The sequence below is a fragment of the Corticimicrobacter populi genome, from assembly GCF_003123725.1.
Taxonomy (GTDB): Bacteria; Pseudomonadota; Gammaproteobacteria; order Burkholderiales; family Burkholderiaceae_B; genus Corticimicrobacter; species Corticimicrobacter populi.
On sequence record NZ_QETA01000001.1, the window covers coordinates 795,896 to 807,674 of the forward strand.

Here is an 11,779-nt window from a genome sequence, read left to right on the forward strand (position 1 = left end):
TGCCCGGGAAAGAGTGGTTGAAAAGTAACCGAACCATTATATGCCTGCCTTGGGGGTGTTGCTTTTACTAGCACATAAATTTGAATAGCACAAAACTTTTCTGCCATACGGCTGTCATATCTCAAGCGGCTGGATTAAACTCCAGCTATCTGGTTTTTATTTTCAATGAGGTCCGACACGCCATATGGATTACATCCTTGCGTTTCTCTCCAACGGCCTGACTGATGCCTCGTGGTGGCAGATCGTCGTCTTCACTCTGGTGGTGACCCACATCACCATCGCCGCCGTCACGATCTACCTGCACCGCTGCCAGGCACACCGCGGCCTTGACCTGCATCCGGCCGTGGCACATTTTTTCCGTTTCTGGCTGTGGTTGACCACCGGCATGGTCACCAAGCAATGGGTGGCCATCCACCGCAAGCACCATGCCCGTTGCGAACGTGATGGCGATCCGCATTCGCCCATGGTCTACGGGATCTGGCGCGTGCTGTTTCGGGGGGCCGAGCTCTACCGTGACGAATCCAATAATCGCGAAACTCTCGACAAGTTCGGCAAGGGCACGCCTGATGACTGGATGGAGCGTAACGTTTATTCGCGTTACAGCGCACGCGGCATCATGCTGATGATGCTGATTGACGTGTTGCTGTTCGGCGCGGTCGGGCTGACTGTCTGGGCCGTGCAGATGGCCTGGATTCCCTTCTGGGCAGCCGGTGTGGTCAATGGCCTGGGCCATTTCTGGGGCTATCGCAATTTTGCCAGCCCGGACACCAGCACCAACATCAGTCCCTGGGGCATCATCATCGGCGGCGAGGAATTGCACAACAACCACCACGCCCATGCCTCATCGGCCAAGTTCTCCAGCAAGTGGTACGAGTTCGACGTGGGCTGGGTCTATATCAGCATCATGCGGATGCTGGGGCTGGCCACGGTCAAGAAGGTCGCACCCAAGCTGAAGCTGGGCGAGGACCAGGGTTCGATCAGCCTGGATACGTTGCAAGGCGTGATCACGCACCGTTACGAGATCATGGCGCGCTATGCCGACATGCTCAAGAAGGCCGGCAGTCAGGAGCTGACCCGTCTGCAGGCCAAGGCCTCGGGGGCCAACCTGGCGCTGTTCCGCAAGGCGCGCCGTGCGTTGCACAAGAGTGAGGATGATGCTTCGCTCAAGCCCGAGCATCGCGCCCAGCTTGATGAAGTGCTGAGCAGCAACCAGAAGTTGTCCACCATGGTGCAGATGCGCCGCGAACTGTCTCGCCTCTGGGAAAGCTCGAGTGCCAGCAGCGAGCAGTTGCTGGCTGATCTTCAGGCGTGGTGCCAGCGCGCCCAGCAGAGCGGCATTGCCCAACTCGACGAATTTGCCCAGCGCCTGCGCCGTTACGCAGCATGATCGAGTCGCTCAATCCACAGCAGCGTGCCGCCGTCACGCTGGAACCCCGTCATGCCCTGGTGCTGGCGGGAGCAGGCAGCGGCAAGACCCGGGTGCTGACCACACGCATGGCCTGGCTGATACAGACAGGCCAGGTCACCCCCTACGGACTGATGGCGGTGACGTTCACCAACAAGGCGGCCCGCGAGATGTTGACGCGGGTCGCAGCCATTTTGCCCATCGATACGCGTGGTCTCTGGGTCGGTACCTTCCACGGCCTGTGCAATCGCATGCTGCGCGCGCATCATCGAGATGCCGGTCTGCCGCAGACTTTCCAGATTCTGGACAGTGCCGATCAACTGTCTGCCATCAAGCGGCTGCTCAAGGGCGCAGGCATCGATGATGACAAATATCCGCCGCGCGATGTGCAGCGGTTCATCAACAATGCCAAGGAGTCGGGACTGCGACCGGCCCAGGTCGAGGTCTGGGACAATTTCAGTCGCAAGCAGGTCGAAATCTACGAACTGTACGAGGCCCAGTGCCAGCGCGAAGGCGTAGTCGATTTTGCCGAGCTTTTGCTGCGCGCCTATGAGTTGCTGAGCCGCAATGCACCGATCCGCGAACATTACCAGCGCCGCTTTCGGCATATCCTGGTCGATGAGTTCCAGGATACCAATGCCTTGCAATACAAGTGGCTGACGCTGCTGGCAGGCGGTGGCGCGGCGCTGTTTGCGGTGGGCGACGACGACCAGTCGATCTATGCCTTTCGCGGTGCCAATGTCGGCAACATGGCCGATTTCGAGCGCGACTATGCGCAAGGCAATGTGATCCGCCTGGAGCAGAACTATCGCTCCTATGGACACATCCTGGATGCAGCCAATGCGCTGATCGAGCATAACGATGGCCGCATGGGCAAGAATCTCTGGACCGACCAGGGCGCAGGCGAGCCGGTGCGCATCATGGAGCAGCCTTCCGACCTGCTCGAGGCGCAATGGGTGCTGGACGAGATCCGCAGCCTGGTTGCTGACGGCTGTCCACGGCATGAGATCGCCATTCTCTATCGCAGCAATGCGCAGTCCCGGGTCATCGAGCACCAACTGTTCACTGCGGGTATCCCTTACCGCGTATATGGCGGGCTGCGCTTTTTCGAGCGCCAGGAAATCAAGCATGCGCTGGCCTACATGCGCCTGCTGGCCAATCCGGGTGACGATACGGCCTGGCTGCGCGTGGTCAACTTCCCGGCGCGCGGTATCGGTGCCCGTACGCTGGAGTCGCAGGCTGACGCTGCACGCACGCATGGTGTCAGCCTGGCGGATGCCGTGCCTTTCGTGGCTGGGCGCGGCGGCAGCAGCCTGGCCCAGTTTGCCACGCTGATCGCCCAGATGCGCGAGGACACGCGCCGGCTTTCCCTGCCAGAACTGGTGGATCACGTCATTGCAGCCAGTGGATTGCGCGCCTTTTATCAAGGCGAGCGCGAGGGGGCCGAACGGCTGGAAAACCTGTCCGAGTTGATCAACGCAGCCGCCGCTTTTGCCGGGGAGTCCGGTTACGAGGGGTTGCCTGCCGGCGAGCTGCCGCCATCCGCTCCGTTTGCGCCCTTGGATGCGCCGGCATTGGCAACGGACGAAGTGGCAGGCGCTGCTGATGTGAATGTGATGACACCGCTCTCGGCCTTTCTGTCGCATGCCTCGCTTGAGGCGGGTGATAACCAGGCCCAGGCGGGCCAAGATGCCGTGCAGATGATGACGGTTCATGCCGCCAAGGGGCTGGAGTTCAAGGCGGTGTTCGTGACCGGTCTGGAAGAAGGGCTGTTTCCGCACGAGAACAGCCTGCTCGAGCAGTCCGGCCTCGAAGAGGAGCGGCGCCTGATGTATGTGGCCATGACGCGTGCGCGGGAACGTCTCTACCTGAGCTTGGCGCAAAGCCGTATGCTGCATGGGCAGACACGCTACGCAATGCGTTCGCGCTTCCTGGAGGAAGTTCCGGAAGAACATGTCAAGTGGCTGACGCCCCGAGTGCGCGAGAGCCGTTCCTGGGATGGCGGTGCGGCGTCGTCGGGTTGGAATGCGCCCCGTGATGCCTTTGGTCGGCCGGATTCCGGTACGACCAGTCCGCGAGGCGGCCGTGTGGGTGGTGCCAGCGTGACTGTGGGCGATCAGCAGTTCCGTATCGGCCAGGGTGTGCGCCATGCCCGCTTTGGTGAAGGGACGATCATTGGGCTGAGCGGGCAGGGGCAGGATGCGCAGGCCCAGATTCAGTTCCAGGATGTGGGGGCCAAGACGCTGGCGTTGGGGATTGCCAAGTTGGATGTGGTGGCTTGATCTTGGGAATACACGCCAGGGTGGCGCTGCTGTAAGAGCAGCGCTGTCTGTTTCCGGTCCTGGCACCTGGGCGGTGCAGGACTGCCCACGACAGCATCCAACAGACGGGCAGCGGGACAAACTCGCAGCGCTTCGCGCTGCTCAGACAGGTCCCGCTGAAAGCCCCCGCCTGTTGGATGCTGTCGTGGCGTTCAACAAAACAGCGCTGCTCTTACAGCAGCGCCACCCTGGCTGCATTTTCTCAAAGAGTGGGAGTGGAGAAAAAAACAGTCGTGCAGGGTTATGGGTGCGCTGTGATGTCTGCCAGATACAAAACCTTGTCTGTCTTCTCTGTCTATATATCTGTCTGTCCGGAAGTAGCCTGGATCTTTAGATAAATTGAGTCTGGCAGTGGGCGGTGCTGTTTTGCATCGGTGATGCTTTACCTCGCCAACTTGCGCAGTTGCTGCCCAGTTGGTGGGTAAAGCATTACTTCAGTGATATAGCCTTACTTCACTGCCTACCGCAGCATTAACCGCCCGCAGACGTTGCAGCGGTTTCCAGCGATTCCATTTCTTCCTGCAGTGCCAGCCAGCTTTCTTCCAGTTGCGCCAGCTTTTTGGCGTTTTCGCCGTGGCGTGTGAGGCTGCTGGTGCGCAGGTCGCGGTCGGCCGAGGTGTAGAACTCGGGGTCGGCGATCAGACGGTCGAGTTCGGCCTGGTCGGTCTGCAGGTGATCCATTTCCTTTTCGATCTTCTGCAACTTCTGTTCCAGCGGTTTGCGCAAGCGGGCCAGTGCCTGGCGGGCTTCGGCTTCCTGGCGGCGGACTTCCTTGCGGTTCTGGTTGCTCGCTTGGCCGTCGTCGGCCGACTGGCGGGCGGCGGCGCGTTCTTCGCTGCGGATGCCGGCGGCGCGAGCTTGTAGCCAGTCGCGGTAATCTTCCAGATCACCATCGAAGGGCTGGACGGTGCCGTCGACCACGATCCAGAACTGATCCACGGTGGTGCGCAGCAGATGCCGGTCGTGGGAGACCAGCAGCATGCTGCCGGAGAATTCGGCCAGGGCCGTGGCCAGCGCCTCGCGGGTTTCCACGTCGAGGTGGTTGCTGGGCTCATCGAGCAGCAGCAGGTTGGGGCGCTGCCAGACGATCAGTGACAGGGCCAGGCGGGCCTTTTCGCCACCGGACATGGGTGCGACCGGAGAGAGCACATTGTCGCCTCCGAAGCCGAATCCACCCAGGTAGTTGCGCAGTTCCTGCTCCCGTACGTCGGGGGCAATGCGGGCCAGATGCTGCAGTGGTGTGCTGCCCAGGTCGAGCATGTCGAGCTGGTGCTGGGCAAAATAACCGATGGCCAGACCGGGCGATGCCTTGCGCAGCCCGGAACGGGGCGTCAGGCTGCCGGCCAGCGATTTGATCAGCGTACTTTTCCCGGCACCGTTGACCCCCAGGATGCCGATGCGGTCGCCGCCGCGCACCATCAGGTCGATGCCGTTCAACTGGCTGGGCAAGCCCTCATAACCGAGTTCCAGTTGCTCAAGGATCAGCAACGGGTCGGGCATGCTCTGTGGTTCAGGTATGCGGATGTCCACGCCATACTCGGCATGGATCGGTGCCAGTTTTTCCATGCGTGCCAGGGCCTTGACACGGCTCTGAGCCTGCTTGGCCTTGGTGGCCTTGGCCTTGAAACGGTCGATGAAACTCTGCAGCCGCGCTGCTTCGCGGTTCTGTCGGTCCAGGGCGATATGGGCCTGGCGCAGGCGCTCGGCACGCTGCTCCAGAAAACTGTCGTAGTCGCCCCGGTAGCGCACCAGCTTCTGGTGGTCGAAATGCAGGATGATGCGCGCCACGGCATTGAGGAACTCCGTGTCGTGCGAAATCATCAGCACGGTCCCCGGATAGGAGGCCAGCCAGCGCTCCAGCCACAGCATGGCATCCAGATCCAGGTGGTTGGTCGGCTCGTCGAGCAGCAGCAGCTCGGAGGGGGCCATCAGGGCGCGTGCCAGAGCAAGCCGCATCCGCCAGCCGCCCGAGAAACTCGATACCGGCAGTTGCCACTGATCCGGCCGGAACCCCAGGCCCGCCAGCAATTGCTCGGCGCGAGAGTGGGCACTCCAGGCATCGGCCTCGACCAGGGCATTTTCCAGCTCGGCGATACGGGCACCGTCGTCCGGTGAGGTCTCGGCGCGCTGTTGCTGGAGCTGACGCAGCCCGGTGTCGCCGTCGATGACGAATTCGCGGGCGGGCTTGTCGCTGGAGGCGACTTCCTGGGCCACGCTGGCGATGCGCCAGCCTGCCGGCATGTCGAGGGTGCCGGCATCGGCGTCGAGCGTGCCCGAAAAAAGGCCGAACAGCGTGGATTTGCCTGCCCCGTTAGGGCCGACGATACCGACCCGTTCACCAGGGTGGATAACGAATTCTGCGTCTTGCAGCAGGATCTTGACGCCCCGGCGAAGGGTCAGGTTGTTGGCACGTATCACGTTATGCTTTTCTCAGGCCAGATCGGTGCGGCGCAGCAACAGGATATGATCTTCTGCGCCGTGCGTGGCAAGCCAGAGCGGGTTCAGCTCAGGGAAGGCCGCTTCGAAGTAAGGCCGCTCATGGCCGATTTCGAGCAGCAGCAGGCCATCATCCGTGAGATGGCGTGGCGCAGCCTCCAGAATGCGGCGCACCAGATCCATGCCGTCATTGCCGCCGGCCAGTGCCAGTTCGGGCTCGTGCCGATATTCGGGGGGCAGTGCGTCCATGGATTGGCTGTTGACATACGGCGGATTGCAGATGATCAGGCCATATTGCCGCTCGGGGCCAAGCTGTTCGAACAGATTGCTGTGGATCAGCTCAAGCCGGTTTTCGAGGCCGTGGGTCGCCACGTTGCGGCGCGCCACGGCCAGTGCCTGCTCGGAGACATCCACGGCATCGACCTCGGCTTCGGGCCAGAGGTGCGCGGCGATGATGGCCAGGCAGCCCGAACCCGTGCACATGTCCAGTATCCTGCCGGGGGAATCCGACAGGCTCAGGCCGGGCACGCGTTCTTCGTCGAGCAGTTCGGCAATGGGCGAGCGCGGCACGATCACATCGGCAGTGACCTCGAAACGGTAGCCGCGCAGCCAGGCTTCACCTGTCAGATAGGCGGCCGGCAAGCGTTGCTGCACGCGCTTGGCGATCAGGTCGAGCAGTCCCTGGCGCTCGCTGGAGAGCAAGCGCGCGTCGAGAAACGGCTCCAGCGTGTCCAGCGGCAGGTGCAGGTGGTGCAGTGCCAGGTAGACGGCTTCGTCCCAGGCATTGTCGCTGCCGTGGCCGAAACTCAGGCTGGCGGCGTTGAAGCGCGAGACGGCATAGCGCAGCACGTCGCGCAGGGTAAGGAGTTCCGGCAGGTCTTTCAAGATCAGGCTCGCAGCAGTTCGTTGATGCTGGTCTTGGCGCGGGTACGCGCATCGACCTGTTTGACGATCACGGCGCAGGCCAGGCTGTACTTGCCATCGTCAGACGGCAGGGAGCCCGGCACCACCACCGAGCCGGCCGGCACGCGGCCATAGCTGATCTCGCCGGTCTGGCGGTTGTAGATGCGGGTGCTTTGCGACAGGTAGACGCCCATGGCCAGCACCGAGTTTTCTTCCACGATCACGCCCTCGACAACTTCGGAGCGTGCGCCGATGAAGCAGTTGTCTTCGATGATGGTGGGGCTGGCCTGCAGGGGTTCGAGCACACCGCCGATGCCGACACCGCCGGACAGGTGGACGTTTTTGCCGATCTGGGCGCAGGAGCCGACCGTGGCCCAGGTGTCGACCATGGTGCCTTCGTCAACGTAGGCACCGATGTTGACGTAGGAAGGCATCAGCACCACGCCCTTGGCGATATAGGCACCGCGACGTGCCACGGCAGGTGGCACCACGCGATAGCCAGCCTGCTGGAAGTCGGCAGCGCTCATGTCCTGGAACTTGAGGGGCACCTTGTCGAAATACTGCAGCGGAGCCTGGCCCAGCACATCGTTGTCGGACAGGCGGAAAGACAGCAGCACGGCTTGTTTGAGCCACTGGTTGACAATCCACTCGCCGTTCTGCTTTTCGGCAACGCGCAGGCGGCCGCTGTCGAGCTCATTCAGCGCGTGGGCGACGGCATCGCGAATCTCGGCCGAAGCGGAGGCGGGGGACAGTTCGGCGCGGATTTCCCAGGCCTGTTCGATGGTGTGTTGCAGCGATTGGGTCATGGTTGATATATCTCTGGTGGTTGATCAGCAGGTGGATGGACGGGAGGCGACAAATGCCGCGATGCGATGTGCGGCTTCGATGCAGTCGGCAACAGGGGCGACCAGCGCAATCCGGATGCGGCCTGCGCCCGGATTGAGGTCGTGCGCCTCGCGCGCAAGGTAGCTGCCGGGCAGCACGGTGACTGCGGTCGACGCATACAGCTCGCGGGCAAAGGCGACGTCGTCGCCGGCAACGCCTGCCCACAGATAGAAGGAGGCATCGGGCAGCGCCACGTCTAGTACGGGCGACAGTATAGGCAATACTGCCGCGAATTTCTCGGCATAGAGGCGACGATTGGCGCGCACGTGCGCTTCGTCGCTCCAGGCAGCGATGCTGGCGCGGCTGACCACCTGGCTCATGCCGCCGCAATGGTAGGTGCGGTAGAGCAGGTAGGCCTCAAGCAGTCGGGCATCGCCGGCCACGAAACCCGAACGCAGGCCGGGCACGTTGGAGCGCTTGGACAGGCTGCTGAAGGACACCAGGTTGCGATAGTCGCTGCGTCCCAGCCGTTGTGCCGCCTGCAGCGCGCCCAGCGGTGGCGTGGTTTCGTCGAAGTAGATCTCGGAATAGCATTCGTCGGCGGCGATCACGAAACCGTGGCGATCGGACTGTTCGAACAGGTATTGCCATTCTTCCAGTGTCATGACGTTGCCGGCCGGGTTGCCGGGCGAGCAGACGAATACCAGTTGGGTGCGGGCCCAGACGTCGTCCGGCACCGTGCTCCAGTCGGGGCTGAAATTGCGCGACGGGTCGGCGTTGATGAACCAGGGCTGCGCGCCGGCCAGGAGTGCCGCACCCTCATAGATCTGGTAGAACGGATTGGGGCAGATCACCAGTGCGCCTGCGGGCGAGGGTGAAATGATGGTCTGCACAAACGAAAACAACGCTTCTCGCGTGCCGAGCACGGGCAGGATCTGGCTGTCCGGGTCAGGGCGGGGGATAGGATAGCGCTGTGCCAGCCAGTCGGCGATAGCCGTGCGCAGTGCCGGCTCACCCTTGGTGGGGGGATAGACCGACAGCCCGTCGAGGCTGTTGGCCATGGCGTCGCGTACCAGTTGCGGCGCGGCATGCTTGGGTTCGCCAATGGACAGGTTGACCGGCCGGATTCCGGACGGCAACTCGACGGTACCCAGCAGGGCGCGCAGTTTTTCGAAGGGATAGGGAGCGAGTTGCTGCAGACGGGGATTCATGGCGACCGCGGGAAAAAAGAAGGGCAAAGACCAATTTTAGCAACATGAAGAGCGATTGCGATATAATGGCGGGCTTGGCTTGCGAGGGTGGCGAAATTGGTAGACGCACCAGGTTTAGGTCCTGACGCCGTAACAGGTGTAGGGGTTCGAGTCCCCTCCCTCGCACCATAGATTCAAATTTGATTCATTGAATAAAAATATATCCCATAAAAATCAATGAGTTATTTTCTTGCCCCATGGGGTGCCAGATAGCATTTCTTGCCAGAATTCGCTGCTCTGGGCCCATGCAGGCCCCACATGGCTCTTGTCATGTGCTATCCGCTATTCTGCTCGCTGATGTGATGGAGCACTTGTATGACCTACGCAGTAAAAGAAATCTTCTACACCTTGCAAGGTGAAGGGATCAACGCAGGCCGTCCCGCGGTGTTCTGCCGATTCGCTGGCTGTAATCTCTGGTCAGGCCGGGAGCAGGATCGAGCCGATGCCGTATGTCGGTTCTGTGATACCGATTTCGTGGGTACCGATGGCGAAAATGGTGGTAAATATCCTCATGCCGCTGATCTGGTGGCGCGCATTGCATCTTTGTGGCCTGCTGACGATCATGCGCATCGCTTTGTCGTCTGTACGGGTGGTGAGCCTATGCTGCAGATGGATGCGGCACTGGTGGATGCACTTCATGAGGCCGGTTTTTTCGTGGCCATAGAAACCAACGGTACGCTGCCCGTTCTGGAAACGATAGATTGGGTGTGTGTCAGCCCGAAGGCGGATGCTGCCCTGGTTGTCGAGCGTGGCAATGAACTGAAGGTGGTTTTTCCCCAGGAAAACCAACCTTTGGCTGCCTATGCACGGCTTGATTTCGATTATTTCTTGATGCAGCCCATGGATGGCCCCAGCCAGGCGCTCAATACCAGGCTGGCCATCGAATGGTGCAAGCGTCATCCGCAGTGGCGTCTGTCCATGCAAACACACAAGTATCTGAATATTCCTTGAAACCATCATGCTGACCATTACCAGAAAACTTGAATTCGATGCGGGGCATCGCATTCCCGATCATGGCAGCCAGTGCCGCAACCTGCATGGGCATCGCTATGTGCTGGAGATCACGCTTCGCGGACACATCAACGATACACCCGGTGCCTCGGATCGAGGCATGGTCATGGACTTTGCCGACGTCAAGGCATTGGCGACCACGCATTTGGTGGCGATCTGGGATCATGCCTTTCTGGTCTATGAGGGCGATACTCGGGTCAGGGAATTTCTTGCCTCGATGCCAGATCATAAAACCGTTGTGCTGACACGGATCCCTACCGTTGAAAATCTGGCTGTCGAGGCGTTCCGCATATTGGCAGCGGTTTATGATGTGCGCTATGGCGATGCGTTGAGACTGGCCAGGGTCAGGTTGTACGAAACGCCCAATTGTTGGGCGGATGTGGATGCCAGCGATCTGCAGGGCTGATCGATTTTCATCCTGGCCTGCATGGTGCGATGGCCTGATTGCGGAGTTCGAGCATGAATTTCATTCGGTATTTCATTTTGGCTGGCCTGCTGTCGTTGCTGACCGCCTGCGCCCAGATCCATCCTCCCGAAACCCTCGGCGAACGCGCCGAAACGCCTGAGTGCATCAACTATCGCAACATGATGACGGCACCGATGCCGCCTGCTGCAATGGAAAGGCTGCGGCAGGCCTGCCGTGAGTCGGGGCCGGATATCCGGGCGCATGTCGAGCGTACGCTGATCATCATGTATGACGGCACCCGGCAGGACAGCGTCCAGCAAGTGTTGGCTGCGGCAGAACAGTACGGTGCCGAAGTGCTTTATCAACTGAACGTCGTGAAGGCGATTGCGTTGCGCATGCCGGAGGGGCAGGATGTGGATCAGGCCATGGTGCATTTCCGGCAACTGCCTGGTGTGCTGTCCGTCGAGCGCGATCAGGTGATGCAAGTGCAGCCTGTACCGGCTGGCCCGGCGTCCTGAGCGATGTCATAGGGCAAGGGGCACTCAGCCTGCCTGGCAACGCTCGCGGCAGGCGCAACCGGCGTGAAATGACAGCGCCACGTTCGCATTGTATGATTGCGCCCCGCTTTTCCGTGCGGCTGCAAAACGTTCCCGTCCTGCCTGCGGCCGTATGTCTTTTCAATACGGCACATCCATGAAATCTCTCGAAATCCTCATCGAACGCATCATCCTGTCCAGCCGCTGGCTGCTGGTGGCGTTCTACATCGGCCTGGTGGCTGCACTGGCGCTGTATGCCTTCTCGTTTGCCCTCAAGTTCATCAAGGTGGCGCAGAACGTCTTCAGCTACGACGAGGCAGACATGATCCTGGCCATGCTGGGGCTGATCGACGCGGCGTTGGTGGCCAGCCTGATTGTCATGGTCATGATCTCGGGCTACGAAAATTTCGTCAGCCGCTTCGACAATACCAATGCCGATGTATCCTTTCTCGGCAAGCTGGATGCCGGCAGCCTGAAGATCAAGGTGGCGTCGTCGATCGTGGCCATTTCCTCGATTCATCTGCTGCAGATTTTCCTCAATGCCAACCAGTACGATAACGTCAAGCTGATGTGGTACACGCTGATTCACCTGACCTTCGTGGTGTCGGCCGTGATGCTGGGGTTTCTCGAGCGTCTCATGTCCAAGGACAAGAACGGGCAGGGCACAAAGCTCTGATTTGGGAAAA

General features: G+C 60.8%; 10 protein-coding genes and 1 tRNA gene. 7 read left to right on the forward strand and 4 right to left on the reverse strand.

What is annotated here, in order from left to right; all coding sequences use genetic code 11:
* The first annotated feature begins 184 nt into the window (after positions 1–184).
* The gene (locus DD235_RS03800) at positions 185–1,387 is read left to right on the forward strand and encodes a DesA family fatty acid desaturase (protein WP_109060680.1); all 1,203 of its coding nucleotides are present in this window, start codon (positions 185–187) and stop codon (positions 1,385–1,387) included.
* Complete coding sequence (locus DD235_RS03805; protein WP_109060681.1) at positions 1,384–3,687, forward strand: UvrD-helicase domain-containing protein; 2,304 nt, start codon at positions 1,384–1,386, stop codon at positions 3,685–3,687. Before DD235_RS03800 ends, DD235_RS03805 begins: the two co-directional genes overlap by 4 nt.
* A gap of 510 nt (positions 3,688–4,197) precedes the next feature.
* Here the strand turns inward: DD235_RS03805 and DD235_RS03810 are convergent.
* The 4 genes from DD235_RS03810 to dapC are packed head-to-tail and all read right to left on the reverse strand — an operon-like array spanning position 4,198 to position 9,101.
* Entirely contained in the window at positions 4,198–6,144 is a 1,947-nt protein-coding gene (locus tag DD235_RS03810; protein ID WP_109060682.1) for an ATP-binding cassette domain-containing protein, read from the reverse strand.
* 12 nt (positions 6,145–6,156) lie between these two features.
* Entirely contained in the window at positions 6,157–7,047 is an 891-nt protein-coding gene (gene prmB / locus DD235_RS03815; RefSeq protein WP_239990017.1) for a 50S ribosomal protein L3 N(5)-glutamine methyltransferase, read from the reverse strand.
* Positions 7,048–7,049: 2 nt separating this feature from the next.
* Entirely contained in the window at positions 7,050–7,871 is an 822-nt protein-coding gene (dapD, locus tag DD235_RS03820; protein WP_109060684.1) for a 2,3,4,5-tetrahydropyridine-2,6-dicarboxylate N-succinyltransferase, read from the reverse strand.
* A 24-nt stretch (positions 7,872–7,895) separates the two neighbouring features.
* A complete protein-coding gene (dapC, locus tag DD235_RS03825; RefSeq protein WP_109060685.1) occupies positions 7,896–9,101 on the reverse strand; it encodes a succinyldiaminopimelate transaminase in 1,206 nt (401 codons plus the stop codon).
* An 81-nt stretch (positions 9,102–9,182) separates the two neighbouring features.
* Between dapC and DD235_RS03830 the strand changes: the two genes are divergently transcribed.
* From DD235_RS03830 to DD235_RS03850, 5 genes are all read left to right on the forward strand, one after another.
* A tRNA-Leu gene (locus DD235_RS03830) sits at positions 9,183–9,269 on the forward strand.
* A 186-nt stretch (positions 9,270–9,455) separates the two neighbouring features.
* Positions 9,456–10,091 carry a 7-carboxy-7-deazaguanine synthase gene (queE, locus tag DD235_RS03835; RefSeq protein WP_109060686.1) on the forward strand — a complete coding sequence of 212 codons (636 nt, stop codon included), beginning with the start codon at positions 9,456–9,458 and terminating at the stop codon, positions 10,089–10,091.
* 7 nt (positions 10,092–10,098) lie between these two features.
* Positions 10,099–10,557, forward strand: a complete 459-nt coding sequence (locus DD235_RS03840; RefSeq protein ID WP_109060687.1) for a 6-pyruvoyl trahydropterin synthase family protein — start codon at positions 10,099–10,101, stop codon at positions 10,555–10,557.
* Positions 10,558–10,610: 53 nt separating this feature from the next.
* A complete protein-coding gene (locus tag DD235_RS16900) occupies positions 10,611–11,075 on the forward strand; it encodes a S8 family serine peptidase (protein WP_204524183.1) in 465 nt (154 codons plus the stop codon).
* Positions 11,076–11,250: 175 nt separating this feature from the next.
* Positions 11,251–11,769 carry a TIGR00645 family protein gene (locus DD235_RS03850; protein ID WP_109060688.1) on the forward strand — a complete coding sequence of 173 codons (519 nt, stop codon included), beginning with the start codon at positions 11,251–11,253 and terminating at the stop codon, positions 11,767–11,769.
* Positions 11,770–11,779 lie beyond the last annotated feature (10 nt).